Origin of the sequence: Azorhizobium doebereinerae UFLA1-100, from assembly GCF_000473085.1 — a bacterium.
In the GTDB taxonomy this organism is placed as follows: Bacteria; Pseudomonadota; Alphaproteobacteria; order Rhizobiales; family Xanthobacteraceae; genus Azorhizobium; species Azorhizobium doebereinerae.
Window position 1 is genome coordinate 1 of the sequence record NZ_AXBA01000037.1, and the last position, 25,250, is coordinate 25,250.

Annotated in this window: 21 protein-coding genes and 4 pseudogenes; 10 read left to right on the forward strand and 15 right to left on the reverse strand. The window is 67.0% G+C overall.

From position 1 onward, the window contains the following. Window positions 1-252: 252 nt before the first annotated feature. The 3 pseudogenes from YU1_RS30615 to YU1_RS30625 form a co-directional block, all read left to right on the forward strand. Window positions 253-794 (forward strand): annotated as a pseudogene (locus YU1_RS30615) (IS256 family transposase); the annotation flags it as partial. A gap of 44 nt (window positions 795-838) precedes the next feature. Then, a pseudogene (locus tag YU1_RS32885) lies at window positions 839-1,513 on the forward strand (IS5 family transposase); the annotation flags it as partial. A 2-nt stretch (window positions 1,514-1,515) separates the two neighbouring features. Beyond that, window positions 1,516-2,436 (forward strand): annotated as a pseudogene (locus YU1_RS30625) (IS701 family transposase); the annotation flags it as partial. A gap of 282 nt (window positions 2,437-2,718) precedes the next feature. Here the strand turns inward: YU1_RS30625 and YU1_RS0121715 are convergent. Both YU1_RS0121715 and YU1_RS0121720 read right to left on the reverse strand, forming a co-directional pair. Then, entirely contained in the window at window positions 2,719-3,945 is a 1,227-nt protein-coding gene (locus YU1_RS0121715; protein WP_029005875.1) for an MFS transporter, read from the reverse strand. Then, on the reverse strand, window positions 3,942-8,135 hold the full coding sequence (locus YU1_RS0121720; protein ID WP_029005876.1) for a non-ribosomal peptide synthetase: 4,194 nt from the start codon (window positions 8,133-8,135) through the stop codon (window positions 3,942-3,944). The genes YU1_RS0121715 and YU1_RS0121720 overlap by 4 nt, the downstream gene beginning before the upstream one ends. Window positions 8,136-8,372: 237 nt before the next feature. Between YU1_RS0121720 and YU1_RS0121725 the strand changes: the two genes are divergently transcribed. From YU1_RS0121725 to YU1_RS32170, 5 genes are all read left to right on the forward strand, one after another. Continuing rightward, entirely contained in the window at window positions 8,373-8,780 is a 408-nt protein-coding gene (locus YU1_RS0121725) for a putative zinc-binding protein (protein ID WP_029005877.1), read from the forward strand. A gap of 93 nt (window positions 8,781-8,873) precedes the next feature. Next, the gene (locus YU1_RS0121730; RefSeq protein WP_035716271.1) at window positions 8,874-9,224 is read left to right on the forward strand and encodes a metal-sulfur cluster assembly factor; all 351 of its coding nucleotides are present in this window, start codon (window positions 8,874-8,876) and stop codon (window positions 9,222-9,224) included. Further along, on the forward strand, window positions 9,202-9,450 hold the full coding sequence (locus YU1_RS0121735) for a DUF2249 domain-containing protein (protein ID WP_029005879.1): 249 nt from the start codon (window positions 9,202-9,204) through the stop codon (window positions 9,448-9,450). Before YU1_RS0121730 ends, YU1_RS0121735 begins: the two co-directional genes overlap by 23 nt. Window positions 9,451-9,529: 79 nt before the next feature. Then, complete coding sequence (locus tag YU1_RS0121740; protein WP_051357163.1) at window positions 9,530-10,558, forward strand: hypothetical protein; 1,029 nt, start codon at window positions 9,530-9,532, stop codon at window positions 10,556-10,558. 11 nt (window positions 10,559-10,569) lie between these two features. After that, entirely contained in the window at window positions 10,570-10,890 is a 321-nt protein-coding gene (locus tag YU1_RS32170; protein WP_051357154.1) for a DUF6522 family protein, read from the forward strand. A 4-nt stretch (window positions 10,891-10,894) separates the two neighbouring features. On the opposite strand, the gene YU1_RS0121750 is transcribed toward YU1_RS32170, so the two are convergent. From YU1_RS0121750 to ubiT, 4 genes are all read right to left on the reverse strand, one after another. Further along, the gene (locus YU1_RS0121750) at window positions 10,895-11,248 is read right to left on the reverse strand and encodes a hypothetical protein (protein ID WP_051357156.1); all 354 of its coding nucleotides are present in this window, start codon (window positions 11,246-11,248) and stop codon (window positions 10,895-10,897) included. Between the two features lie 65 nt (window positions 11,249-11,313). Beyond that, window positions 11,314-12,219 (reverse strand): ubiquinone anaerobic biosynthesis protein UbiV, encoded by a 906-nt coding sequence (ubiV, locus tag YU1_RS0121755; protein WP_029005882.1) that lies wholly within the window; start codon window positions 12,217-12,219, stop codon window positions 11,314-11,316. Between the two features lie 159 nt (window positions 12,220-12,378). Beyond that, on the reverse strand, window positions 12,379-13,356 hold the full coding sequence (ubiU, locus tag YU1_RS0121760) for a ubiquinone anaerobic biosynthesis protein UbiU (RefSeq protein ID WP_029005883.1): 978 nt from the start codon (window positions 13,354-13,356) through the stop codon (window positions 12,379-12,381). Further along, complete coding sequence (gene ubiT / locus YU1_RS0121765; protein WP_342447009.1) at window positions 13,347-14,093, reverse strand: ubiquinone anaerobic biosynthesis accessory factor UbiT; 747 nt, start codon at window positions 14,091-14,093, stop codon at window positions 13,347-13,349. Before ubiT ends, ubiU begins: the two co-directional genes overlap by 10 nt. On the opposite strand from ubiT, the gene YU1_RS30635 reads away from it, so the two are divergent. Beyond that, the gene (locus YU1_RS30635) at window positions 14,007-15,602 is read left to right on the forward strand and encodes a UbiD family decarboxylase (RefSeq protein ID WP_084540032.1); all 1,596 of its coding nucleotides are present in this window, start codon (window positions 14,007-14,009) and stop codon (window positions 15,600-15,602) included. The genes ubiT and YU1_RS30635 overlap by 87 nt on opposite strands. Here the strand turns inward: YU1_RS30635 and YU1_RS0121775 are convergent. After that, window positions 15,521-16,597, reverse strand: coding sequence for an NnrS family protein (locus YU1_RS0121775; RefSeq protein WP_029005885.1), 1,077 nt, complete (start codon window positions 16,595-16,597; stop codon window positions 15,521-15,523). The two genes, YU1_RS30635 and YU1_RS0121775, sit on opposite strands and share 82 nt — an antisense overlap. Before the next feature lie 195 nt (window positions 16,598-16,792). Further along, window positions 16,793-17,248 carry a pseudoazurin gene (locus tag YU1_RS0121780; protein WP_029005886.1) on the reverse strand — a complete coding sequence of 152 codons (456 nt, stop codon included), beginning with the start codon at window positions 17,246-17,248 and terminating at the stop codon, window positions 16,793-16,795. 324 nt (window positions 17,249-17,572) lie between these two features. On the opposite strand from YU1_RS0121780, the gene YU1_RS0121785 reads away from it, so the two are divergent. Beyond that, complete coding sequence (locus YU1_RS0121785) at window positions 17,573-18,271, forward strand: Crp/Fnr family transcriptional regulator (RefSeq protein WP_029005887.1); 699 nt, start codon at window positions 17,573-17,575, stop codon at window positions 18,269-18,271. Here the strand turns inward: YU1_RS0121785 and YU1_RS30640 are convergent. The 7 genes and pseudogenes from YU1_RS30640 to nosZ all read right to left on the reverse strand — a co-directional run bounded on the left by YU1_RS30640 (window position 18,260) and on the right by nosZ (window position 25,248). Further along, complete coding sequence (locus YU1_RS30640; RefSeq protein WP_084540034.1) at window positions 18,260-18,499, reverse strand: DUF1858 domain-containing protein; 240 nt, start codon at window positions 18,497-18,499, stop codon at window positions 18,260-18,262. The genes YU1_RS0121785 and YU1_RS30640 overlap by 12 nt on opposite strands. Window positions 18,500-18,612: 113 nt before the next feature. Beyond that, window positions 18,613-19,605, reverse strand: coding sequence for an FAD:protein FMN transferase (locus YU1_RS0121795; RefSeq protein WP_029005888.1), 993 nt, complete (start codon window positions 19,603-19,605; stop codon window positions 18,613-18,615). Window positions 19,606-19,616: 11 nt separating this feature from the next. Next, the gene (locus YU1_RS0121800) at window positions 19,617-20,171 is read right to left on the reverse strand and encodes a nitrous oxide reductase accessory protein NosL (protein WP_029005889.1); all 555 of its coding nucleotides are present in this window, start codon (window positions 20,169-20,171) and stop codon (window positions 19,617-19,619) included. After that, window positions 20,168-20,998 (reverse strand): ABC transporter permease subunit, encoded by an 831-nt coding sequence (locus YU1_RS0121805; protein WP_029005890.1) that lies wholly within the window; start codon window positions 20,996-20,998, stop codon window positions 20,168-20,170. Before YU1_RS0121805 ends, YU1_RS0121800 begins: the two co-directional genes overlap by 4 nt. After that, window positions 20,995-21,912, reverse strand: coding sequence for an ABC transporter ATP-binding protein (locus tag YU1_RS0121810; RefSeq protein ID WP_029005891.1), 918 nt, complete (start codon window positions 21,910-21,912; stop codon window positions 20,995-20,997). Before YU1_RS0121810 ends, YU1_RS0121805 begins: the two co-directional genes overlap by 4 nt. Continuing rightward, the gene (locus tag YU1_RS0121815; protein ID WP_035716294.1) at window positions 21,909-23,243 is read right to left on the reverse strand and encodes a nitrous oxide reductase family maturation protein NosD; all 1,335 of its coding nucleotides are present in this window, start codon (window positions 23,241-23,243) and stop codon (window positions 21,909-21,911) included. The genes YU1_RS0121810 and YU1_RS0121815 overlap by 4 nt, the downstream gene beginning before the upstream one ends. 70 nt (window positions 23,244-23,313) lie before the next feature. After that, window positions 23,314-25,248 (reverse strand): annotated as a pseudogene (nosZ, locus tag YU1_RS30645) (TAT-dependent nitrous-oxide reductase). Window positions 25,249-25,250 lie beyond the last annotated feature (2 nt).

A 25,250-nucleotide genomic window follows, 5' to 3' on the forward strand; every position in this document is an offset into this window, starting at 1 on the left:
TTGCGCAGGCTTCCATCGCCACGATGCAGGGCGGCTGCGCGCTCAACAGCTGGATCAGCTTCGTGCGGGACACCGTTCGGTTGAACAGAACCGCCCCGCCCCGATCCGTGCCGCAAACCTGGAAACTCCGCTTGGCCAGGTCGATCGCAAGGACATGAACATCTGGCATGTGCTCCTCCCCTGAAAGCGCCACCACGGCGCTGCCCGGACACAATACGTGCCCGCTGGAGGGGGCATCCACACCATCAGTTCATCCTGCTGGCCGTGGTCGATGGCCTGAAGGGCTTCCCTGAAGCGATTGCCGCGGCCTATCCCGAGACCATCGTGCAGACCTGCATCGTCCACCTGCTGCGCCACAGCATGGAGTTTGCGTCGTGGAAGGACCGGAAAGCCATCGCCGGTGCCCTGAAGACAATTTACGACGCCGTGGACGACAAGGCGGCCGCGGCGGCGTTGACCGCCTTCGAGGTCGGGCCTTGGGGCGAGAAACACGCCGCCAACGGCAAGGCCTGGCGCCGGGCGTGGCAAGAGGTCATTCAGTTCTTCGTCTTCCCGCGCGAAGTCCGGCGGATCCTTTACACCACGAATGCCATCGAGGCCCTGAACTCCAAGCTGCGCCGGGCAGTCCGCACCAGGGGCATTTCCCCAATGACGAGGCGGCCCTGAAGCTGCTGTTCCTGGTCTTGAACCGGGCGGAGAAAGATTGGAAAATGCCACCGCGCGAATGGATGGCTGCGAAGGCCCAGATGGCCGTCATATTCGGCGAGCGGTTCTCAAAGGCGATCAGCGCCTGAATGCGAAACCGCCCCCGCCGAGCACGAAATTCCTGACAGTCCCCCGCCGGCCTCGTGATCATCGTCGGGTACTCGACGGTGTCTTCTGGATTGCCCGAACCGGTGTTCAATGGCGGGATCTGCCCGAGTTTTTTGGCAAATGGTCCTCCGTCTACCGCCAGTTCCGCCGCTGGGCGCTCTCCGGCCTCTGGGATCTGCTGCTCGAAGTGCTGAACGACACCGAAGGGGTCGGCGAGACGGTTCAGATGATCGACAGCACCGTCATCCGGGCGCACCACTGCGCCGCCGGCGCAAGGGGGACTCCGAGACAGGGTCTCGGGCGCTCGCGAGGTGGGTTTTCGACCAAAATTCATCTCCGCACCAACGGCGCCGGCCTCCCCGTAGCCGTCGACATCGCGCCGGGCCAAGCCTCCGACTACACCGGCGCCCTGCCTCTCCTCGGCGCCGATGGGCCAGAGCCGAAGGTCCTTCTGGCCGATCGTGGCTACGATTCCGACCACATCCGAGAAGAGATGGAGGCTCGCGGCGTCACGTCGATGATCCCGACGCGTCGCAGCCGCAAGGTCCAGATCCCCGTCGACGATTACGTCTATGCCCTGCGAAACAGGATCGAGCGCTGCTTCGACAAGCTGAAGAACTCCCGCCGTCTCGCGACCCGATACGACAAGACCGCCGAGAGCTACCTCGGCTTCGTCCTCATCGCAGCCGTCAGGCTATGGACGCACGCGACGAGGTTCCGGTCATGGTGGGCCTGCGCCTGTTTCTGCCGGAGAGCTGGACCAGCGACCCCGACCGCATGAACCGGGCGCGTGTGCCGGATGCGCGCCAGTCCTATAAGACCAAGCCTGAGATCGCTCTGGAGGAGATCGACCGCATCCGGACGGCAGGCGTGCGCTTCGGCTGTGTGCTGGCCGACGCCGGCTATGGCCTGAGCGCCCCGTTCCGCCAGGGCCTGAGCGCGCGCGGCCTCATCTGGGCTGTGGGCGTGGGCGCGCGCCAGAAGGTCTATCCCGCCGGCGTGGCCCTGACCTTCCCCGTGGCGGGGCGGGGACGGCCGCGCAAGACCCCCGTGCCCGACGTGACCTCGCTCTCGGCGGAGAAGACGCTGGCGAGCGCCCCCTGGCGCACGCTGAGCTGGAGGCGGGGGACCAAGGGCCCGCTCAAGGCCCGCTTTGCCGCCGTGAGGATCATGGTGGCCGACGGACCGCCCCAGAGGATCGGCGCCATGGGGCAGCAGCATCAGCCGGGGGAAGACGCCTGGCTCATTGGCGAGCAGCGGTCCACTGGCGAGCGGAAATATTATCTCTCCAACCTTCCCGCCGATACGCCACTCAAGCGCCTGGCCGGCGCGGTGAAGGCGCGGTGGGCCTGCGAGCAGGCGCATCAGCAACTGAAGGAGGAGCTCGGGCTCGACCACTTCGAGGGCCGATCCTGGGGCGGCCTGCACAGGCACGCCTTGATGACGATGATCGCCTACGCCTTCCTGCAGAACCGTCGCCTGCGTCAGGCGAGCGGGGGGAAAAAGGATCTCCGGCCCCCCGCCGCAGCCGAACCTGCCAGCGATCCGCCAGGCCATCCTGGATCAGATCTTCACGCCGGACACACTCAGATGTCCACACTGCAGGGCGCGCCTCAGGCATAAAATGCCAAAGTAGTGATAGGGGAGTTGCATGCGAAGGGTGTTCGATGGGGGCGGATTTGACATCTGCAATGCACTGAAGCTGCGTCTGGCATGATTTATCCGCGCCCGACGATAAGTTGTTTATTGAATTGAAGATCCATACCCCGCCCCTGGGCACCATTTCCTTTTCCAGATATCTGAAAGCAAAGCTGTTCCGGCGTCTTCCGGCCGCGTGTGGCGCGGAAGAAGGCGCGGGAGGAGACATGCTGTCCTGCTGGACGGTGCCGCCAAATGGCGGTCCGTTCAGTCCCGGCGAGCCTTGGCGGTAGCGCCAGCGCTCTGGCGGTCCGAGCCGGCCACCGTCATCGCCAGCGCGGCGCCGGCCATCAGGCCCGCCGCCAGCATGACCGGCAAAGCGTGCCCCAACCCGCCCAACGCGCCCGACACCAACGAGGAAATGCCCCATCCCATGGCGGCCGTCGAGCCCACCATGCCCAGGATCCAACCTTGCCGTTCCGCCGCCACGCGGTCCGACAGCAGGGTCACGATCGAGGGATAGGCGACGTTCACGGTGATGCCGGCAATCAGCGCCACGGCATAGGCCTGATAGATGGAAGTCAGCATCAGGCAAAGCACCATGGTCGCCGCGTTCAAGCCGAGTCCCGCGACGGCCAAGCTGCGCATGCCGAACCGCTCGGCGAGCGCGGGCTGCACCAGCCCGTTGGAGATGCAGAAGCCGATTCCCATGATGGACATGAAGGCACCCACCTGGGTCAGGCTCATCTGGAGGCCGGAGGTGCCCATCAGATAGATCGAGACGAACACGAAGAAGCTGCCCCAGGCCACCTGCATCAGCAGGAAGCAGCCGAGGAGGCCGCGCACCGCCCGGTCGCCCGCCGCGTCTCTGAAACAACGCACGCCTTCCCAAATCGAAATGCTCGACCAGTCGACCTTCCGTCCGGGCTTGTCCGCCTCCCGATAGCTGGCCAGCAGCAGCACCAGGGCAATCAGCGTCAGCAGCGTGCAGAGGTGCAGCGGCGCCGAAAACGAGATCGTGGACAGCGCCGAGGCTACCACCGGCCCCAGCACGAAGCCAAGCGAGGAGAACAGCATGCTGTAGCTCAGGAGCCGGGCCTTGTTGCTGCCCATGTCCACCAGCGCCGCTTGCGCCGATGGCTGGGCGCCCGCGGTCGCGCCGCCGATCAGGCGGCTCAGGAACAGCAGCGGCAGCAGGTGCAGCTCGATCGCGATGCCGGCCAGCAGATTGCCCAGCAGCACGCCCGCCCCGCACAGCAGCAGCACCGGCCGCCGGCCCCACTGGTCCGACAGGCGCCCCAGCACCGGCGCCATGTACAGCATCATCAGCACATAGACGGCGACCAGCAGCCCGCTGACGAAATTGCGCAGCGGCAACGCGGCGTCCGGCAGGAACACCAGCGTCGCCGGCTCGATCAGCAGCGGGCCGAGCAGCGGAATGATCACGGTCGCGCTGATCGAATCGACCAGGATGAGCAGGAAGAGCGCGATCATGCCTGGCTGGCGACCGGCTCGTGCAGATGGGCTTCAAGGCTGGCACGCATCCGCTCGGCCAGGCCGCGGATGGTCTCCTCCCGATAATTGAGGGAGGAATACTGGAACCGGATCATCAGCTTGCCATCGTGGATGATGGCTACGAGATACAGCCAGAAATCGGCGGGGTTGTCGGCGAAGGCGTGGTTCTTGAGGTAGAGCAGATCGTCTTCGGGGGGCTCGAGCACCGCGCCGTGGAAGCTGCTGTCCCAGGTCTCGCCGAAGAAATTGTACAGGATGCCGACCTTGTCCTGCGCAGCGAGTTCGGTTCCGCGCGGGTGGTAGGCGCGCAGGGCGCCGTGGGCGATGCCGTGCTGCGGCATGGCGTGGAGCTGCCCGGCCACGTCGGTGAGCCCACCCGCCAGCACGATCGGTGTATGGGTGGTGAACCAGCCGCACAGGCGGGTGGGATCGACGTCGGCCACCACTGGCTCCCGGCCGTGGCCGACCACGTGCAGCATCAGGCGGTCCTGCCCCGATGCGTCCACCAAGGCGGCGGCGACGCGCTCATAGGGGTGGTTGGGCGCCTCATCCAGCATGGGGCTCAGGAGCGTGACGATGTCGCGCTGCCGGGCGCCGGGCTGGTGGCTGTCGGGCGTGAATGTCGGCCCTTGCTGGTCGAGCCAATAAGGCAACTGCGCCTCGGCCTCCGGGGTCGCCGCGAAGCGGACCAGCCCCTCGACCCAGGACTTGTAGGTGCCGCCCGACGGCGCCAGCGTCTGGCCGAGATACGCACGCTGCAAATCCGTCACTACCGCGCCCCAGGACAGGCCGTCGGTCACCAGATGATGGCAGATCAGCACCAGGCGCTGCCCCTGTTCGGTGGTGAACAGGCCTGCGCGCATGATCGGGCCCTGCGCGATGTCGATGGTCTCCTGCATCTGCGCGGCCCGCGCGCCGACTTGCGCCAGCGGGATGTCGGCGCACTCCAGCGGCACGTCCACGCCGGCCTCGGCATAGAATTGCTTTCCGTCCTTGAACCGGAGCCGAAGCGCATCGTGGTGCGCCACCAGCGTCTGCAAGGCGGCCTTCAGCCGCTCGGGCTCCAGCGCGCAGCGGAATGCGGCGGAGACGTTGAACTGCTGCGGCCGCTCCGTCGCCCAGGTGAAGTAGTAGCGCTGCATGGGGGACAGCGGTACCTCGCCCGTGGCTTCGTCGGCGCGCACGGTCCGGGCGGGCTCCAGATGCTGCACCAGCTCCGCGATGGTGGGCGTGCGCTGGAGCGCGGTGGGGTCGAGCGGAAGCCCCGCTTCCCGTGCCTTGATGCCAAGCTGTACGGCCAGCAGTGAATCGCCGCCGAGCGCGTAGAAATTGTCGTGGATGCCGACCGGTTCGTGCTTCAGTACGGCCTGCCAGATGTCCACCAGCGCCGCCTCGGTCTCGGTGCGCGGCGCCACATAGGGCAGCTCGCCCGGCATCTGCGCCACATCCGGCCGGGGCAGGGCCTTGCGGTCCACCTTGCCATTGGCGGACAGCGGGATCTGCTCCAGCGCCACGAACACCCGCGGGATCATGTAGTAGGGCAGGCGATCCTGGAGCGCGGCGCGCATCTGCGCGGCGTCAGGCGCCTTGTCCGACACCACGTAGGCCACCAGGAATTTGCCCTTGCCGTTGGGCTGCTCCTGCCCGTCCACGAGCGCGGCCTTCACGTCCGGCAACGCCTGGATCGCGCCCTCGATCTCGCCTAGCTCGATGCGGAAGCCGTTGATCTTCACCTGGAAGTCGGCGCGGCCTAGGAACTCCACCTGGCCGTCCGGCAGCCAGCGGCCGAGGTCGCCGGTGTAATAGATGCGCTCGCTGGTGGCTGGATAGGTGACGAAGGCGGCGTCCGTCTTCTCCTGGTCCTTCCAATAGCCGCGGGCCAGGCACACGCCGCCCATGAAGATCCGCCCCGGCATGAAGGGCGGGCAGTGGTTGAGGCCCGGATCGAGCACGAACATTTTCTGGTTGGGCATCGCCCGGCCGTAGGGGATGGTGGTCCAGATCGGATCCACCGCACCGATGCGATACCAGTTGGAGATGATCGAGGTCTCGGTCGGGCCGCCGACGCTCCAGATCGCCGCGCCGGGGGCGAGCGGGCGCATGCGCTCCGGCAGGTCGGTGGGGATCTTGTCGCCGCCCATCATGAACACGCGCATGCTGGGCAACGCTTCGCCCGACTGCACCCACATGTCCACATACATGGGCACGCTGGTCCAGATGGAGGCGCCATGCTGGCGCGCGATCTCCACCCAGTGCGGCGGCTCCAGGTGGCGGTCTTCGTCCGGTATCACCACGCCGGCACCGGCCGAGAGCATGCCGAAAATGTCGTAGACCGAAAGATCGAAGGCGAAATCGGAGAGCTGAAGCGACTTGTCGCCCGGGCCGATGCCATGCTGCTCGTTGGCGTTGCGCAGCGTGTTCATGACGCTGAAATGGGTCAGCGTCACGCCCTTCGGCTTGCCCGTGGAGCCGGAGGTGAACAGCACGTAGCAGATGTCGCCGATGTCGTTGACCGAGGCGAGGCGGGTGTCCGGCTCGTCCGCCCATGGCGCGGGGTCGTCCACCGCGAGGGCCGGCCGGCTGAGGCGGTCGATCACGCGCTGCTGGCTCAGCACGATCTCCACGTCGCCTTGCGCGATCACACTGTCCATGCGCTCGGCCGGCCAGGCGGCATTGATCGGCAGATAGCCGCCGCCCGCCTTCAGGATGGCCATGCAGGCCACTGCCTGCTCCCAGCCTTTCTCCATCATGACCCCGACCAGCGTGTTGGGCTTCACGCCCCGCCGGCGCAGAGCGTGCGCGATGCGGTTGGTCAGGCGGTCCATCTCGCCATAGCTGATCACGCGGTCGCGCATCAGCAGCGCGGGTGCCTCCGGTTGGCGGGCTGCCCAATCGGAGAAGGCATCGTGCAGCAATTGCAGGTCGGTGCGCGGGGCGGGCGGCGGTGTCCACTCGGTTTCGATCCGCTGCACCTCGGCATCGCTCGCGAGCTTCAACTGCGACAGCGGTGTCTCCGGATGGGCGATCACCTGCTCAGCGAGCAGCGCCAAATGTGCGGCCAATTGCTCGGCGAAGTCGCGGGTGAACTGCGCCGCGCGATATTGCAGCCGCACGTCCAGCCGCTCGCCCTCGGCGAAGCAGAGGAACAGGAGGTCGTTCTGGCAATCCACCGTCTCCAGCGGCAACGGCGTGCCCAGGGCGAACGGCCAGAGGGGCTTCGCCCAAGAGACGGAGACATTGGGCAGCTGAATGGCCTCCGAGGGCCGCGCCCGGCGCAGGCCCGCAATGACTTCCTGGAACGACAGACGGTCGTGCTCCCGGGTCGCGCGCCGCTGCTCCTGCACCTGCTGCACGAGCTGGGCGAAGGTGAGGTCCGGCGTGAAGCTGGCGGTGGCGATCAGTGAATTGACGAACGAGCCCATGGAGCGGGCGAACGGCTTGCCGCGCAGGTCGGTGGGATAGAGCACCGCCACCATCTCCTGCTCGGTGTAGCGGTGGACCAGGGCTTGGATCAGGGCGAGCGTGGTGATGAACGGGCTGACGTTCATCTGCGGCAGGGGGAGCGAGAAATAGAGATTGCCGTCGCTTTCGCCCCGGTAGCTCACGCGCCGTGTCGGCAGGCCGGCATGGAAATCGGATTGCGCCAGGGCCTGAGTCCAATAGGCGCGGTCGGCGTCATGTTCTGGGCTTTCCAGATAGGCGCGCTCATGAGCTTCCCAGGCTGCGGGATCGGGGCCGGGCTGCGGTGCCGGCTGGTCGTGATAGCGCGCGCCGACCTCTTCTAGCAGCAGCTGGATCGAGCCGCCGTCCAGCACCATGTGGCTGCCGTTGATGACGAAGATGTCGCCGCACAGCACGAACCGGAACAGCGGGCCGTTCTCCACGTCGAACGGCTGGGTGATCGCCCATTCCCAGCTGTCCGAACGCTCCAGCACCCGCGCCGGCGTGTCCCGGATCACCTGGTAAGGCTTGCCGTCCACCTCGTGAATCACCGAGCGCAGGGCGGGTTGGGCGTCGACCGTCTCGCGCAGCGCCCGCTCCAGCCGGTCGGCATCGACGCCGGGGTTCAGGCGGTAGACGAACGGCACGAAATAGGCCGAGCTGTCCGGGGCGCGCTTGCACTCCAGCCAGATGCGCTGGGTGACGATGGCAAGCGGAATGGGGGCCATAGCGACGTCCATCGTGGCGTTACCGATGCTGGCGCGCAGCGCGACCGCGCGGAGTGGATGGAGTGGGTGAGGCGGAGGTAAGCGGGCCGGATTGAGGCAGGAAATCGGCCGGCTGGCAAGGAGAATGAACCGGCCGTTGCGGGAGAGGCATCGGCGATTTGTTTGCTGGGGAGCAAGGATGCGCCGCGGAGCCCTGCGCCACTCTGCGCCCTTCCGATAAGGCAGGGGGAAAGTTCGATGGCTACCGATAAACGCACGTTTCCGCTCGCCTATTCCTGCTCGGGCTGCTCCAGCGCCGCGCAGATGGCGAATTACGTGGCGCTGTGCCTCGATCGCGCGGGCGATGCGGAAATGTCGTGCATCGCGGGCGTTGGCGGCGACGTGCCTTCGCTGGTCAGGATCGCCACGTCGGGGCGGCCGGTGGTGGCCATCGACGGCTGCCAGTTGCGCTGCGTGCGGCAGAGCCTGGCGCGTCACGGCGTGACGCCGGCCGTGGACGTGGTGCTGACCGATCTCGGCGTGAAGAAGCGCTTCCATGCGGAGTTCGACGAGGACGAGGCGGTCCGGGTCTATCGCAGCACGGTCGCCGCATTGCAGGCGCTGCGCCCGGGCACGGCCGGGTCCGGCGAGCGCCAAGACCGCTGAGCCCAGAGGCCTTCGCACGATCTGTTTGCGTGCCGACAAAGAAGGCGGGTCGGACAGACGTGAAGATCGTTGTGTTCACGAGACGACACCCCCATGCCGATGCCCCCCGCCCTCGACCCCGAACTGCTCTCGTGCCTTGAAGACGTGCTGGATCCGGAAGTGGGTCTCAGCGTCGTCGATCTCGGCCTCGTATACCGGGCATCCCGATCGACGGACGCGGTCGATGTTGCGATCTCGCTCACCACGCGGGCATGCCCGCTTGGCGAGATGATCCTCGACGATATTCGGGAGCGGATCAGCGAGCGATTTGGCGAGGTCAAGGTCGTGAACGCCAGTCTGGTCTGGGATCCGCCATGGACTCCGGATCGCATCACCGATCGCGGCCTGGAACGGCTCGGCCGCCCGCCCCGGAGACCTCCCGATGTGCACCTGCGAGACCACTGAAACCGTCATCGACGTCAGGCAGATCGCGCCGCGCCTGCGCCATCCGCTGATCTTCGGCACCTTCGGGCTGCTGGGCTCCGGGGAGGCGTTCCTGCTGGTTAACGACCACGACCCCAAGCCGCTCTTCTACCAGTTCAGCGCGGAATATCCCGGCCTGTTCGGCTGGGACTATCAAGAGGAGGGGCCGGATGTCTGGCAGGTCCGCATCAGCCGTCTCGCCGCCTGACGAGCGGCCGCTCGTCGGCGGCGCGATCCACGGGCGTAGGAGCCTGCGCGTCGGGCTGCTCGCCCTCGGCGCGGTGAGCATGATCGCCGGTCTGTGTGGCGGGCTCTGGCGCCTCGGCTGGACCCTGCCGCACGGCGTGGGCCTCGCCGCCCTTCACGGGCCCCTGATGATTTCCGGCGCCTTCGGTGCCCTCATCAGCCTGGAACGGGCCGTGGCGGTCGGTCGCGATTGGTCCTATCTCGCCCCTATCCTCGCGGCAGCCGGCAGCCTCGCGCTGCTGGCGGGCCTGCCGCCCGAGGTCGGGGCGGCGGGCTATGTGCTTGCCAGTGGTGTGCTGTTCGCCGCGACATTGCTCATCGCCTGCCAGCAGCCTGCTCTTTTTACGGCTGTGCTGCTGCTGGGGGCCGCCGCTTGGCTGAGCGGCAATGTGCTTTGGCTCCTCGGGCGGGCGGTTCCGGATGTCGCCGGATGGTGGCTTGCCTTCCTCATCTTCACCATCGGCGGCGAGCGGCTGGAAATGAGCCGGCTGCTGGAGCGTAAACGCGGAAGCGAGGTGCTGTTCCTCTTCGCGGCTGGCCTCGTCGCGGCGGGCGCGCGCAATGGCATCACGACCCATGACGGCGCGGTGCTGTTCGGGCTCGGCCTGCTGGGCACGGCCGCCTGGCTCGCGCGTCACGACCTGGCGATGAAGACCGTCCGCCTGTCCGGCCAGGCGCGGTTCTGCGCGACGGCCATGCTGGCGGGCTATGCCTGGATGGCGGTGGCGGGTGTCGCGCTGATTGCGCGGGGGCCGGATGTGGCGCCTTATGGCTATGATGTCGCGCTTCACGCGGTGCTGATCGGCTTCGTGCTCTCGATGGTGTTCGGGCACGCCTTGATCATCATTCCCGCCGTGGCGCGGGTGCGCCTGCGCTATCAGCCCGTGCTCTACGGGCCGCTGGCCCTGTTGCATCTCTCCGCGCTCCTGCGGGTGGCGGGCGGCCTGCTGGAAATAGAGGAGATGCGTCGCGTCAGCGGCCCGCTGACCCTGCTGGCGATGGTGGCCTTCGCCGCCTGCCTGTTTTATGGCGCACGCGCCAAGGGCCGCCGGCCGGTCACGGCGAACTGAGGGGGAGTGCCATGCGTCTGGAACGCGATGCCCATGGGGATTATGTGGTCGATGCGGTTTATCTCGCCGCGCAATTGTCGCTGACGCCCGAAGCCTTTCGGCGCCGCCAGGACCTCGGCCAGATCACGAGCCGGGTCGAAGCCGGCGAGGGCGACGATGCCGGTTCCTGGCGGCTGACCATTCGTGCCGGAGGAGCCGCCTGGCAGGCGATCGTAGACGGGAACGGAGAGGTGATCCGCGAAGTCGCGACCGAGGGAGCGCCCCTGGCCAAGCTCGTGCGGCGAGCGATGGTGCCACCGCTTCCCGGCAAATCCGATGCTGGTGAGCCGTAAGGGCTCAGGACCCCTGGTCCACTTGTCGTAGCGCTGCCGCGCCCGCCGTGGCGCAATTGGCGATCTCGACGAACAGCAGCGCCATTTCCTCGAATACGGAACGGTCGTTCTCACCCTCGGTGATCTGGTCGAGTTCGGACAGGAAGGCGAGCAGGGCGATGATGCGGCTCTTATGGTCACGCGCCTCGGTGATATGGTGCCGCGAGACCCGCCGCCGCTCCATGGCTGCGAAACGATCGATCGCCTCGGACAGCGATCTGCGGCAGTCACAGTCGAGCTCCACCAGGGTGAGGATGGTTTGCAGGCGCGCGATGAGGTGCCCGGTGTCGCTTTCCACTCGATGTGCCTGCGCCGTCACGATCCGTCTCCTCGCAGGGCCGCGCTCCGGGCCCCATGCCGATTGTCATTGGGCGGGGTCGCTGATCACGCTCCGCCGGCTCGGGCCCCCGCCACGCGGGATGCGCCCGGTATCCCGTGGAGGAAGCCGTTGGCGAAGGGGACGGCGGGATAAAGCGTGGCGAGCGCTTCGCTTCCCGCCTCCGCTTCGCTCCGGCCATCCAGGACATCACGGAACGTCCGTGCCACCTCCACCATGTCGCAATGCTGCGGCGACAGGCGCAGAGACCGCACGCCCGCGTCGGCCAGCGCGGGCGCATCGCCCAGGAGGTTGGCGCAGGTGTGGGACAGGGTCTGCACGCCATTGACGGTCAGGAAGCCGTCCCCGTCGAGCGTGCTGACAGGCAGTCCGTCCGGGTCCTGTTCGCAGATGAACCGGCAATTGTCCTTCGACAGGCCGTGGACGCGAGCGTGATAGCAGCGCGCGGAGATGGCGAGCGGTACCTTGCCGAAGGCGAAGACCTCGAAGACGGTGTCCGGCAATGCCGTCGCGATCGCACGGACCGAGGCGAGGGGGAGTTCCGGAGGAAGGCAGATGCGTTCCGCGCCCCGGCCGGCGAGGAAGGCGGCCGTCGCCTCGTTGTAGACGTTGACGAACGGGCCGATGGCGTGCCGCCGTCCCGCCAGGGCCGGCATGCAGGAGAGATCGTTCACCTCGACCAGATGTTCCGCCTCCACGAGGTCCGCCATCTGCCGGCGCTCACGCGGCAGCGAGACGAGGACCAGCGAGCCCAGCAGCACGGTCTTTCCCGCCGCCGTCAGCCGGTCGATCACCGATGGCATGTGATCGAGGAAGAACGGCAATCGCTTGGAGCAGACGATTTCTCCCACGACGACGGTGTCGACGGGGGCCTCGTCCGCCATGCGGAAGTAGAAGTCGCGCCAGGCGCCGGCATCCCAGTTGAACAGGACGGGACCTAGGGTCAGTCGCATACCGCCGTCCCGGCCCGCGGACGCGCCGGAGGGCGCCGCTTCTTCCGCTGTCTTCCCGTCAAGCCTTGCCATCGCACATTCTCTTGGAAACGGATTGTCGCCGTAGTGTCCGCGCATCGGGACGCTGGTTCGTTGCCGCGCCTGTCAATGCCCGCGCTTTCACCGCCACGTCTTGCGGTATGCGCCGACGGTGGTGGTCTGGCCTTCGGTCAAGGCGGTCAGCGAGGCCGCCTCCGCCACCACGCCCGCGTCCAGCGCGGCAATCGTCTGGCGGAACGAGCGCACGACGCTCTCGATATAGGCCCGGCTGCGTTGCCGGCCTTCGATCTTCACCGCCGTGACGCCGGCCTTGCGCAGGCTCGGCAGCAGCGTCGCGGCGTCGAGGCTGGCGGGTTCCTCGAAGATGTAGCCCGCCCCGTGGCTGGTGGCGAAGCGGCCTTTGCACAGGGTCGGATAGGCTGCCGGCTCGCCGTCCGCGAAGGCATTGATGGTGAAGGCGCCGAGCCGCGAGACGACCTTCCCCTGCGCCTCGCCGTAGGTCACGTGGCTCGGCGGGGAGCACACGCCTTGCATGTTCGGCGAGCGGCCTGTGGCGTAGGAGGAAAGGGAGCAGCGCCCCTCCGCCATCACGCACAGGCCGCCGAATACGAACGCCTCGGTTTCGCAGGCGATCTCGGAGGTGATGACGGCGATCTCGGGCACGGTCAGGACGCGCGGCAGCACCACCCGCCGCGCGCCGAACGCCTCCACGTAGAAGCGGATCGCGTCGGCATTGGCTGCGGCGGCCTGGACCGAGACATGGAGGCGCTGGTCGGGATGGTGCCGGGCGACATAGTCCATCAGGCCGACGTCGGCGAGGATCAGGGCGTCGGCGCCGAGCGCGACGGCGTCATCGACCGCCCGATGCCAGACATCGACTGCACCGGCGCGTGGAAAGGTGTTGATCGCCACCAAGACCTTGGCGCCCCGCTCGTGCGCGAAGGTGATCGCCGCGCGCAATTCGTCACGGCTGAAATTAAGGCCGGGAAAGTTGCGGGCGTTGGTCTCGTCGCGGAAGCCGCAATAGACCGCATCGGCACCGGCATCCACCGCCACCTTGAAGGCTGCGGGCGTACCGGCGGGGCAGATCAGTTCCATGAGGTCGCTCCAGCCTCGGGTCCGGCTGCTCGGCGAGGCGGCCGGAGCAGGCTGCGCAAGGCGCGCTCGGCCGGCGCTTTCAGCGGCCCCAGCCCCCTGACGACTTCGCCGACCAGGTCGATCTCCGCATCGTCGATGGCGTTGCGCAGCGCGAGAACGGCCTCCACATCGCCATCGACCCGCAGGTCGCGGGAGAAGAACAGGGCGTCGCCGTCGAAATCCCCCTCCACCAGCCCGATCAGGCCCGCCAGCGGGCCGGCGATGCGCACATTGAGGGAGGCCGGCAGAGCCCGCACCGCCGAGACGGCGGGGCTGTTGGGATGCGGCGTGAGAACGAAGGCGAACGGCAGGTCGGTCGGATCGATGCCGAAGGACTTGTCGGCATGGGCGCCCAGTCGCTCGAAGATCTGCGGATGATGCCGCCGAATCCGGGAGATGAGCACGGCGAGCACGGGCTGCAACGGCAGCAGCGGCAACGGTCGCATCAGGCTGGAAAGGAACGGCGGTACGGTCGGAATGGCCGTTTCGGAAGCGGGCATCGGGTCACCTCGAGGACGACGGATACACGCTCCGTCTGCCCCCTTGATTGCGCTGGCGCAAAGAGCAGGGCCGGCCCGCATGGGAGGGATGTCGCACCCCAGGAGGCCCCTTTGCTGCACCGAGACGTTGCGCCGTTCCGCGATCTGCGGAGCTTCCTCACGCACCTTGATCATGCGGGACAGGTGGTGCGGATCCATGAGCCGGTTTCCGTCGTGCATGAGATCACCGAGGTCCACCGCCGGGTGGTGAAGGACAACGGGCCGGTGCTCTGGTTCGAGCGCCCGGTTCGGCCGGATGGTTCGCTTTCGCCCATGCCCCTCGTCACCAACCTCTTCGGCACGGTGGAACGCGTGGCGTGGGGGCTGGGCATCCAGCCCGAGGCGCTTGGCCGGTTCGGCGAGGCGCTGGCCGAACTGCGCGAGCCGCGCCCCCCGCAGGGCCTGGCCGATGCGTGGCGGAAACTCCCGCTTGCCCGCGCGGCGCTGGCGATGCGGCCGCGGACGCGCTCATCCGCACCCGTGCAGGAGCGGATCCTCATCGGGCAGGACATCGACCTGCGGGCGCTGCCGGCGCAGATCTGCTGGCCGGGCGAGCCCGCGCCTCTCATCACCTGGCCGCTGGTCATCACCCGGCCGCCCGAGGCCTCGCCCGCCGACGAGGGCAACATGGGCGTCTACCGCATACAGATTCTGGGGCGGGATCGCGCGATCATGCGCTGGCTGGCCCATCGCGGCGGCGCCAAGCATCATCACCAATGGCAGGCGCTCGGCCGTGACATGCCAGTGGCGATCGTGATCGGGGCCGATCCGGGAACGATAATGGCGGCAGTCATGCCCTTGCCGGAAACCCTCGCAGAACTGAAATTCTCCGGCATCCTGCGCGGCGAGCGGCCGGTTCTCACGCCCTGTGTCACCGTGCCCCTGATGGTCCCAGCGGAAGCGGAGATCGTCATCGAGGGGCTGGTTTCGGCGGCAGAGACAGCGCCGGAGGGCCCCTATGGCGACCACACCGGCTATTACAACGCCGTTGAGGACTTTCCGGTGCTCACCGTCACGGCGGTGACGATGCGGCGGAACCCGCTCTATTTGTCGACCTTCACCGGCCGGCCGCCCGACGAGCCGTCGCGGATCGGCGAGGCGCTGAACGAGGTCTTCCTGCCCTTGGTCCGCCGCCAGTTCCCGGAGATCGTCGACCTGTGGCTGCCGCCGGAAGCCTGCTCCTACCGCGTGGCGGTGGCTTCCATCTCCAAGCGCTATCCCGGCCAGGCGCGGCGGCTGATGATGGGGCTCTGGTCCATGCTGCCGCAATTCACCTACACCAAGCTCCTCATCGTGGTGGATGCGGATATCGACGTGCGCAACTGGGCGGACGTGATGTGGGCGGTGTCGACCCGAGCGGACAGCTCGCGCGATCTCCTGACCGTCGCCGATACGCCCATCGACTATCTCGATTTCGCTTCGCCCAAGCCCGGTCTCGGCGGCAAGCTCGGTATCGATGCGACTACCAAGATCGGACCAGAGACTGAGCGGACCTGGGGTGAGGTGCTGGCCATGGATCCGGCGGTGACGGCGCGCGTGGACGCCATGTGGTCCACGCTCGGCCTTGCTCTCGGCGGGCAGGGCGGTCAGCGTGTGCCGCGCGCGGCCACCGACCAGGCGAAGGCAATGGCCATGGCCCCGATCCAGGCCAGCGCGGCCAGCGGATAGGCGAGGCCGGGAAACAGGAAGACGCCGGCGCGGGCAAGGCCGGCGAAGGACATCAGCGCGGCGGCTGAGCCGATGACCCCGGCGGGCATGGGTCTGCGGTCGCGCTGGACCGCGGTCTTCACCATCATGGTGACGGTGGTCAGCCCGATGCCGCCGATGGTGATGAGGTGGAGCGGCGCGCTCTCCGGCCACGGCGGGTCCAGCACCCGCGCTCCCAGCCCCGCGAGGCCGGCGGCGATGAAGGCCTGCGCCAAGACGAGGGCGAGCAGATCCAAGCTCGCAAGGCGCAGGCCCGCCCGCCAGTCGGCGAGCCGGGCCAGGATGGCGGCGCAGCCTATCCAGGCGCAACAGGCGAGCAGGGCGGCGGGCGCGCCGGCGAGAAGGGACAGGGCGGTTGCCAGCAACGCCGCCAATATCACCAGTTCGAGGCCGGGGCGCGGCGGAAGCCGCTCGCCGCCGGACCGCTGCGCCAGGCCCGACAATGCCGCGCCGAGGATGCGTCCGCCCATGGCCAGGATCAGCCCGACCACGGCGAAGACCGCCACCATGACGGCGGCCGCTCCGATCCGCGGGCTTCCTCCCACGGCCGGGACCTGCGAGGTGGCTTCGCACAGGAGGAGAACCGCCAGGGGAACCGGGAAGACGTAGTTCTGGCCGCGCTTGATCCCCCGCAGAAAACCGCGGGCGCCGATGATCGCGATGGTGCCCGTCGCGGCCATGGTCAGCACGGCCTGGGGGAGGGCGAATGGGTCGGGCGGAAGGAACCATGCCAGCCGCGCCGCGGTCCATAGGGCGAGGGCCGTGAGGATGGTTTTCGCCGTGGCCTTGGTGAACAGGAAGCCGGCCGCCACCGCCAGCGTGTAGCCGAAGACCAGTTCGTGCGCATGCCAGAAGGGGGTGGCGAAGCCGGGCGGCGCGAAAATCCAGACCCCGACGGCCGCGACGGCCTGGAGCATGGCGGCCGGAAAGAAGAGGTGATGTGCCGCGATCGCCATCCCGCCCGCCTCAAGGTTACGTGCAGGATCCCACGGCAGGAGCGGCCGATCCATGGCAATCCACGGTCGCCCTCCCTGCGGCCCCGCATCCTGCCGGGCGAGGGCAAACCGGTCCCGAATGGATGCCCGACGACCTCCATCCGGATACTAACTTCCGGCTCCGGCTGCGGCTGCGCGTCTGCGCGTCTGCGCGGGCTACTTGCTCGCCGTTTTCGTGGCGTCCAGCTTGCCGAACAGGGCGGCAAAAGTCTGCTTGGCCTTGCCGGGATGGCTGACCGTCTTGGCGGCATCCTCATTCCCGGGCTGCCCCACGACAATCAGGCCCACCATGCCCATGCCGTAGTGCGGCTTGCAGCGGACGCCGTAGACGCCCTCCTTGTCGAAGACGACCACCACCTCCTCGCTGATCTTGCCGGCGATCGGCTTTGCGCCCTCCGGCAGCATGCCGTCGATCGTCTCCACATTGTGGCCCTTGTCGGCCGGGACGAACTTGACGGTATCGCCGGGTTGAACCTTGACCAGGGCCGGTTCGAAAACCATCACGCCTTCGGCCCCGCGATTGAGCAGCTTCACTTCCACCTCGGCGGCCGAAGCCGTTCCCGCGGCGCTCAAGAGAGCGACCATTGCCCCGAGCATGAGAGCCTTACGCATCGTTCTTCTCCTGTCGAATGGGGGGCGTTTCGCCGGACATCCGCGACGTCAGCGAAACCTGTTGCGCGTTATAGGCAGAGCGGGTCGGGGCGTTCTTGTTGCGGCGCAAATACCCTGCGATTTATGCCTCGGTGGAACCGGCCGAGCCAGCGCCTGTTGACTGTTCGCCGGTGCGCGTTCGGCAGGACGAGGTCCGCGCGCATCCGGTTTGCTGCGGGCAGGCGGATTGGCGGCAGGTTCGCAGCTGCTTGACTTGGTGGGTCAAAAGAATATTCGAGGCCCTGCGCGGAACAGGCAGCGTGCCCTCTCAGGGAGAGCCATCGAATGGCAGCAATTGACCGTTCGCTCGTCGCGGAACTGCCCTTGTTCCAGGGCCTCGGCCCTGGCGATCTCGACGACATTCTCTCCATCGCACGCTCCGTCCGCTATCCGAAGGGCAGCAATGTCTTCACGCAGGATCAGGTCGCCGAATGGTTTTTCGTGCTGTTGCACGGCCACCTGCGGGTGGTGAAACTGACACCCGCCGGGCGGCAGGTCGTCGTGCGCCACGTGGTTGCCAGCGAGATGTTTGGCGTCGCGATGGCCATCGGCCGCTCCACCTATCCGGCCACAGCGACCGCCATCGTCGACAGCATCGCCTTGGTCTGGCCTTCGGCGGCCTGGTCGGGGCTGGTAGCGAAATTCCCGTCCCTCGCCCTCTCCACGCTGGCGACGGTGGGCGCGAGGTTGCAGGATGCCCATACGCGTGTGGTGGAAATGTCCACGGAGGAAGTCGAGCGCCGGGTTGCCCACGCGCTTCTGCGGTTGGCACAGCAGGCGGGGCGCAAGACGGAGAGCGGCATCCAGATCGATTTTCCCATCAGCCGCCAGGATGTCGCTGAGATGACCGGAACCACCCTGCACACGGTCAGCCGCATTCTGAGCGCCTGGGAGGACCAGGGCCTCGTGGAGGGGGGGCGCCAGAAGATCGTCATCCGCGATCCTCACCGGCTGTTCCTCCTGGCGGAAAGCTCATCGGACTAAGTCGATGGCACCACAACGGGCTTGCGGCCCCTCTCCGTCCTCCACGCCCTTGAGGGCGGCAAGGAAGACCCCTGGATCAACATGGTGCTCCCTGCATGCGTCCTCCACCGTGTGAAAGCAGCCGATCGGGCAGCCCACGCAGTGAAAACGGTGGTCGAGGAACACCCGGATGGTCTGCGGCCATCGTCGCATGATGTCGTCGACCAGCTGATCTGACGTGATCGGCATGGCGGCCTCCTCTCAGAGCTTCAAAGCTACGCCAAGGACCCGCTGGTCTCTTTGTCGCGGCACAACCATCCCGCGTGCCGTCTGTCCCGCCGAGATCAAGGCAGATGCGCCGCTCAGGCGGTCAAGGTCTCGAATCCTTGCGGGCCCAGGAGATGGACCTGCCCCCCGCCGATCGCCGCCAGCGTCCGCACGATGTCCTCGCGGGGCATCAGGCTGAACGCGGTGGACAAGGCGTCCGCCGCGGTGGCGGTCGGCAGGACCGTGGTCACGCTCCCATAGCGGCTGGCGCATTGCCCCGAATGGGGATCGAAGAGATGGTTGAGGCGACCGTCGGGATCGAAAACGAAACCGTAGGCCCCCGATGTCGCGACCGCCTGGTCGACAGCGGGCAAGGTCTTCACCGTCCGGCCCGGCGCGGCGGGATCGGCGATTGCCACCTGCCAGGGACGGCCCAGGGGATGGCTGCCGAGAACGCGCGTCTCCCCCATGTCCACGAGGCTGTGGTCGAGGCCCTCCGACCTCAGCAGGGCGACGATGCGATCCGTGACGTAACCCTGGGCGATGCCATTGAGCGTCAGTGCCGTGCCGCGGGGCATCACGATGCGATCCGCGTCCACCGAAACCCGCTGGTAGCCGACCCGCGCGAGCGCCGCAGCCCTGGCCTGCGGCGAGGGGCCGGAGGGATCGGCTCCGGCCGCCGAAAAATGATCGAGATAGAGGGTCCACAGTGGCTGGACCGTCGGATCGAAGGCGCCGCCGGTCACCTCCGCATAATGCAGCGCCGCCGTGAGGAGCTCCACCAGCTCCGGAGGCGGTCCCTCAAGGACGCCAGCCCGGTTCAGCCGGTTCAGCGATGATGTCGGCTCGTAGAGGCTGAAGATGTAGCCCAGCCGCCGCACTTCATTGAGCGCCCGCCCGATAAGCCGGTCCGCCGTGGCACGGACGGGATGGTGGATCTGCATGACGGCGTCGGCGCCGAGCGCAGTGCCCTGCCAGGTGACGAGATTCTCCTGCGCATGAGCTGCCCGGCCGGCGGGAAGGAGCGCCAGCCCGGCCGCCGCCGCACTGATGCCGATGAAGCGCCGGCGGGATGGTGCGTGAGCCATGGGTGTTCCCCTCAATTCTCGACATGGCGCGTCGGCGCGCCCGCGGGCAAGGCCTCGGTCTGGGTATCGCCGCCCAGCACATAGTCCCTCGGAACTTCCGAGAACCCGACCACGCGACCGCCGTTTCTGGCCGCAAATGCGGCTGCGGCGACAGGGTCCGAGAACGGCACCGCCTCATCCGCGCCCATGCCGCTTTTCTGCCGGCTGCCGATCACGAACACCGCCTTGCGGGCATCCACCCAATTGTCCGCGCCGGGGGCGTCCCAACTGGGTGCCTTGCCCATGTCGGAGACGTAGATCGCCAGAATGTCCTTGGGCTCCTCTGGGAGCATGGTGAAGGCGAAGGCGTCGCGGGCCGAGGAGAACCAGAACGGCGTGATCGCGCTGGCGACGATGATCTGCCCCTTGGGGCCGGGGTGCTCGAGCACGTTCATGCCGCAATAATTGCCGATCGCCTCGGCGGTAAGGCTCTGCGGCGGCGGCTGAACCGTCGCGGACTGCTTCTCGTTGCAGCCGAGAAGCGCCAGCGTTGCGAATGCGAGCGCGGCAGCCATCAGCAGCTTCATAACTCTCTCCTCGAGAATGCGAACGTCGCCAGAGCCAGCGGCAGGAAAACCCAGGCGGCGAGCGTGGCCAGCAAGACGCGCGGCCCCAGCCCGGCGGTTCCGGCCAGCCCGGCCATGCCGGCGAAGGTGCTGACGCTGGCGAAGCCGGTCAGGTTGAACAGGCGATAGGCGTCGGTGGGATTGAGCAGGAGCAGTGCGTTCAGCGCGCCGCCCGAAATGATCTTGCCCTGATCCACCACCAGAAGCCCCAGCAGCGCCATGTCGTAAATCAGCACGAACAGCAGCCAGATGCCGATCGCCAGCCCGGCTGCGGTGCCGCGATCGCGCGCGAGGGCACTGACGAGATAGCCGATAGCGATGAAAATCGCGCCGAGCAGGATGGACGAGCCGATCATCGAAGCGAATGCGAGCCAGCTCGCCGCATCCACCACGGCGCCGGTCAAGGCGAGCGCGAGCGCCGCGGCGCCATAGCCCAGCACGGTAGCGAAGGCGAGGATCGCGACGTGACCGACGAATTTGCCGAGCATCACCTGCCAGCGCCCGATGGGATAGCTCAGCATCAGGAGCATGGTGCCGCGCTCCATCTCTCCGACGATGGCGTCGTGCGAGATCAGCAGCGCGATCAGCGGCAGCAGGAAGATCGTCAGGCTGGAGAGGCTGACGATGACGACGTCAAGCGCCCGGACGCCCACATTGCCGGTCGGCGCGCTGCCGAGGAAGGTGAGTGACAACGCCAGCCCGGCCAGCAGCAGAGTGGTGGCAAGGACCCAGCGGTTGCGCAGGCCCTCCTGGATTTCCTTGCCCGCGACGATGAGAATGTTTCTCATGCCGGCATCTCCTGCGACATCAGGAAATGAGCATAGAGATCGTCAAGGGTTGGGGGGACGATGTCGAGGTCGTCGACCGTCCCGTGCGCGACCGAGCGCTTCAGAACCTCGATCTTCTGCTCCAGCCCCACCTGGACCTCCACGACATGGCCATTGATGCGGCGGCAGGTGCCGATCGGACCAACCCATTCGGGAATCGCCGCCAGACTGTCCGCCGGCGCGGCGATCCGGATGCGCACCGGCAAGCAGGCGATACGACGCAGGTCGTCCACGGAGCCATTGGCCACCATGATGCCGCGGTTCATGATGATCACCCGCTCTGCACGCTCTTCCAGCTCCGTGAGGGCGTGGGACGACAGGAGCACCGTCGCTCCACGGTCGCGCAATTCCTGGATGATCTCGTAGAAGCTGTGTCGCAGCGCCGGGTCCAGCCCCGTGGTCGGCTCGTCGAGCAGCATCACGGCGGGAGCGCCGATCAGCGCCTGGGCGAGGCCGAGCCGTTGGCGCATGCCCTTGGAGTAAGTCCCAACCCGGCGATCCGCCGCAGCGCCGAGGCCGACGCGATCGAGAAGATCACCCATCCGGGCCACCGGTTCGCGCTTCAGGCGGGCATAGAAGGCAAGCGTCTCCCGCGCGGTCAATGCGGTGTTGAAGGCGACGCTCTCCGGCAGGTAGCCGAGGCGCCGGCGAGCGGCAAATTGCCCGGCGGCGGGGTTCTCGCCCAGCACCTGGACCGTCCCGGCGGTTGGATGGATGAGCCCGAGCATCAGTTTCATCAGCGTCGTCTTGCCCGCGCCATTGTGGCCGACGAGCGCCACCGTCTCGCCTGGGGGGAGCGCGAGCGAAACCGCGCGCACAGCCTCGATGGCGCCGAAGCGGCGGGTGACGTCCTGGAGGTTTATCGACGCGGTCACGGCTGGGCTCCGTCGGTTCTCGGACGGCGCCCGGGCGGCGAAATCAGCGGATGGGTGTCGACGACACCTCCCGGCAGCAAGGCGGGGAATTGCGACTGGGCCCAACGGATCACCTGGACCGCGGGGCTGTTGGCAAGCACCTTGGCCTGCGGATTGGTCCACAGCACCTTGTCCATCAGGTCGTTCGGCCGATAGGCGGTCTCGGCGATGCCGTCCCCGTTCAGGTCGAACGCCGGATTGTCGCTCCAGTAATTGCCGCGCCCGCCCCTCGACCAGTCCAGATACCTGCTGCCCACGTATTTCACCTGGTTCTGGTTGCCAACGAAGGCGTTGCCGACGATCTCGTTGCCTTCCGACCCGGCAGTGAAATGAATGCCGATCTCGCAGCCTTCAAACCAGTTGTCGCGGAATCTGTTTTGGTTCGCATTATAGATGAAGACGCACTTCTCCGGTCCCACGCGGGCGCCCTGTGCACCGGTGGCGGGGGGCTCGTCGGGGGGCGCCATGCCGCGCTCCGCCGGATCAGTGGCGCGCATGCCGGAGGTCGCCCAGCGTTCCGCCGGCTGCACTCCGCCGAGCACCGCATTGCCGGTGATCTCGGAGCCGTTGGCGAAATTGAACAGGAAGCCGCGATCGCGGTCATGATCGGAGACGTTGCCGCGGACCACCAGCCGATTGGAGAACATCAGCGCAAAGCCGACGGTGTTTCCGACGGAGCGATTGTCCGTGATGCGGCTGTCGTTCGTGTACATATAATGAACCGCGAATCTCAGGTCGCGAAAGGTGTTTCCGCTGAACACGTTGTTCTTGCTGCTGATGGAAAATATGCCGTCGCGGCCGTAGCTGATGTCGTTGTCGAGCACCTGCGCACCGGGCGCGTTCCACACCGATACGCCGTTTCCTGCCTCGTTCACCCGGCCGGTCTTGATGCCGATGATGCGGTTCCGGCGCGCGACGGCATCCGGCGCGCCGTGCAGATAGATGCCGTAGAGATTGCCCTCCAGCACGTTGTTCTCGACCACCGCGCCGGCGGCGTCCTGCTCGACGAATACACCGGAGTCCATGGCCGGAAGATCTGTTCCGGATCCCCGGATGGTCAGGCCGCGCACCACCGCGCCGGGCGCCGACACGAGGATGACGTTGCCGGTCCCCGATCCCTCCACCACCGCGCCCGGCTCGCCCTCAAGGATGAGCCGATGGGAAACCCGCAGAGGGCCGAGATGCCTGCCCGCCCTCAGGGTAATGGTGTCGCCGGGAGCGGCATGGTCCAGCAAGTCCTGCACGCCCGCGTCGCCGGGCGCTACGCGGAGTTGTGCAGCCCATGCGGGCATGGCGAGGGTGGCGGCCAGTGCGGCCGCCACCCCCAATGCTGCTATATCGGACCTTACGGACACGGCAGTCTCACGCGTTCTTCGGCTCAACGAACATCCGGCCCCGCATTTCCATGTGCATGGCGTGGCAGAACCAGGTGCAGAAGAACTAGTACACGCCGGCGGCGTCGGCCGTGAACGTCACGGACGATGTCTGCTGCGGCCCGATCTCCATGTTGATGCCGTAGTTCACGATGCAGAAGCCGTGGGTCAGGTCTTCCACGTCGTCGATATTCGTGATGTACACGGTGACCTCGTCGCCCTGCTTGACCTGGAAGGTCTCCAGGCCGAACGCGGGGGCGCTCGAGGTCATGTAGACGCGGACCTTGTTGCCGTCGCGGATGACCGTGGAATCGGCTTCGAGGTTCACCTTGTCGAGCGCCGCCTGCTTGCGGGCGTCCTCAAAATATGGGTCGTCCCGCTTCCAGATGCTGGCGATCTTGCCGTCCAGCTTGGAGCGGTGGACGATCACCGCGTCATGCGGCTCGGCGAAGCTCGGCCCGTCGTGAACTACCACCATCTTGTCGCCGGAAATATCGATCAACTGGTCGTTCTCGGGCTTCAACGGGCCAACGTTGAGGAAGCGGTCCTTGGAGAACTTGTTGAGCGAGATCAGCCACCGGCCATCCGCCTCCTTGGTCTCGCCCATCGACGCATGGTTGTGGCCGGGCTGATACTGCACGTCCACCTTCTGCGAGACCGGATTGACCTTCTCGCCCTTGTAGGCGCGCTTCGCCAGATCGATGTTCCACTTGACCACCTGGCTGTCCAGGAACAGCGTCGTATAGCCGTTTCCGCGCCCGTCGAAGGCGGTGTGCAGCGGGCCGAGGCCGAGTTCCGGCTCCGCCACCACCACATCGCGCGGCTTGATCTTGTCATCGAACAGATTGTCGAACAGCCGGACGTCGAAGACGGTGACGGTGGGCGACAGCTTGCCGTTGGCCACCACATGGATGCCGTCGGGCGAGGTGTTGATGCCGTGCGGGCTGTTGGGCACCGGAACGTAGCGCGTATATGGCGACCCCTTCCGGCCGTCCAGCACCGGGACGCCGTTCATCTCCTTGAAGTCGCCCTTCTTCACCCCTTCCTCGATCCGCCTCAGGTTGAAGATGACCACCCAGTCCTGCTCCTTGGCCGTCATGTCGGCCAGGTTCATTCCCATCTCGGAATTGTAGCAGGTGGAGAAGGCGTACTTGCCCTGGAAATCGGCGTCCGTGTTGTCGAGGTTGCCGTCGACCACCACCTGCCAGGCGATCTTCATGCTGTCGCCGTCCACCGCGCTGAACACCGAGCGATACTGCGACTTGTCGTCGAGGACCTTGCCGTCGTTCGGCAGCGGCACTTCGTATTCGCCATTGCAGAACACGTAGCCGGTGCGCGGATACTTCTGCGGCCGCATGCCGTGAATGGTGTACTGGTTGGGCAGCTCGATGATCTTGTCGCACTTCATGACGTCGGTGCGGATGCGGGCGAGCCGTGTATTGGCCTTGTCGTTGATGAAGATGTAGCGGCCGTCATAGGTGCCGTCCGTGAACGACATGTGGGGATGATGGCAGTCACCGTTCATCCATACGCCCAGGCGCGTCTTCAGGCGCTCGCGGGTCGCCGGAAGGAGGCCCTCGGTCATGATCTTCCGGCTTTCGTTGGTCAGGCCCCAGCCGGTCGCGCTGCAACGGTTGAACACGGGAATCCGCATGAGCTCGCGCATGGAAGGCAGGCCGATGATGCGCAACTCGCCGGTCTGGCCGCTGGAGAAGAAGACGTAATATTCGTCGAGCTCGCCTGGGCCGACCTCGAACTTCTGATGGCCGGGACCGGCGGTGCGCGCGGCCTGGGCCGCGGCGGGGGAGGAGAGGGCGAAGGGCCCGAGGCCGGCGCCGGCGGCCGCGCTGGCCGCGCCGGCGACGACGGCCGTACCCAGAATGTGTCGACGATTGACGCCGGCGTTGTCATCTCTGTTGGTCATGG

Bases quoted from the DNA above. Each gene is read 5' to 3' on its own strand.
- YU1_RS0121715 (WP_029005875.1), bottom strand. From the start codon at position 3,945: ATGATCGCGCTCTTCCTGCTCATCCTGGTCGATTCGATCAGCGCGACC.
- YU1_RS0121720 (WP_029005876.1), bottom strand. From the start codon at position 8,135: ATGGCCCCCATTCCGCTTGCCATCGTCACCCAGCGCATCTGGCTGGAG.
- YU1_RS0121725 (WP_029005877.1), top strand. From the start codon at position 8,373: ATGGCTACCGATAAACGCACGTTTCCGCTCGCCTATTCCTGCTCGGGC.
- YU1_RS0121730 (WP_035716271.1), top strand. From the start codon at position 8,874: ATGCCGATGCCCCCCGCCCTCGACCCCGAACTGCTCTCGTGCCTTGAA.
- YU1_RS0121735 (WP_029005879.1), top strand. From the start codon at position 9,202: ATGTGCACCTGCGAGACCACTGAAACCGTCATCGACGTCAGGCAGATC.
- YU1_RS0121740 (WP_051357163.1), top strand. From the start codon at position 9,530: ATGATCGCCGGTCTGTGTGGCGGGCTCTGGCGCCTCGGCTGGACCCTG.
- YU1_RS32170 (WP_051357154.1), top strand. From the start codon at position 10,570: ATGCGTCTGGAACGCGATGCCCATGGGGATTATGTGGTCGATGCGGTT.
- ubiV (WP_029005882.1), bottom strand. From the start codon at position 12,219: ATGCGACTGACCCTAGGTCCCGTCCTGTTCAACTGGGATGCCGGCGCC.
- ubiU (WP_029005883.1), bottom strand. From the start codon at position 13,356: ATGGAACTGATCTGCCCCGCCGGTACGCCCGCAGCCTTCAAGGTGGCG.
- ubiT (WP_342447009.1), bottom strand. From the start codon at position 14,093: ATGGATCCGCACCACCTGTCCCGCATGATCAAGGTGCGTGAGGAAGCT.
- YU1_RS0121775 (WP_029005885.1), bottom strand. From the start codon at position 16,597: ATGGCGATCGCGGCACATCACCTCTTCTTTCCGGCCGCCATGCTCCAG.
- YU1_RS0121780 (WP_029005886.1), bottom strand. From the start codon at position 17,248: ATGCGTAAGGCTCTCATGCTCGGGGCAATGGTCGCTCTCTTGAGCGCC.
- YU1_RS0121785 (WP_029005887.1), top strand. From the start codon at position 17,573: ATGGCAGCAATTGACCGTTCGCTCGTCGCGGAACTGCCCTTGTTCCAG.
- YU1_RS30640 (WP_084540034.1), bottom strand. From the start codon at position 18,499: ATGCCGATCACGTCAGATCAGCTGGTCGACGACATCATGCGACGATGG.
- YU1_RS0121795 (WP_029005888.1), bottom strand. From the start codon at position 19,605: ATGGCTCACGCACCATCCCGCCGGCGCTTCATCGGCATCAGTGCGGCG.
- YU1_RS0121800 (WP_029005889.1), bottom strand. From the start codon at position 20,171: ATGAAGCTGCTGATGGCTGCCGCGCTCGCATTCGCAACGCTGGCGCTT.
- YU1_RS0121805 (WP_029005890.1), bottom strand. From the start codon at position 20,998: ATGAGAAACATTCTCATCGTCGCGGGCAAGGAAATCCAGGAGGGCCTG.
- YU1_RS0121815 (WP_035716294.1), bottom strand. From the start codon at position 23,243: ATGCCCGCATGGGCTGCACAACTCCGCGTAGCGCCCGGCGACGCGGGC.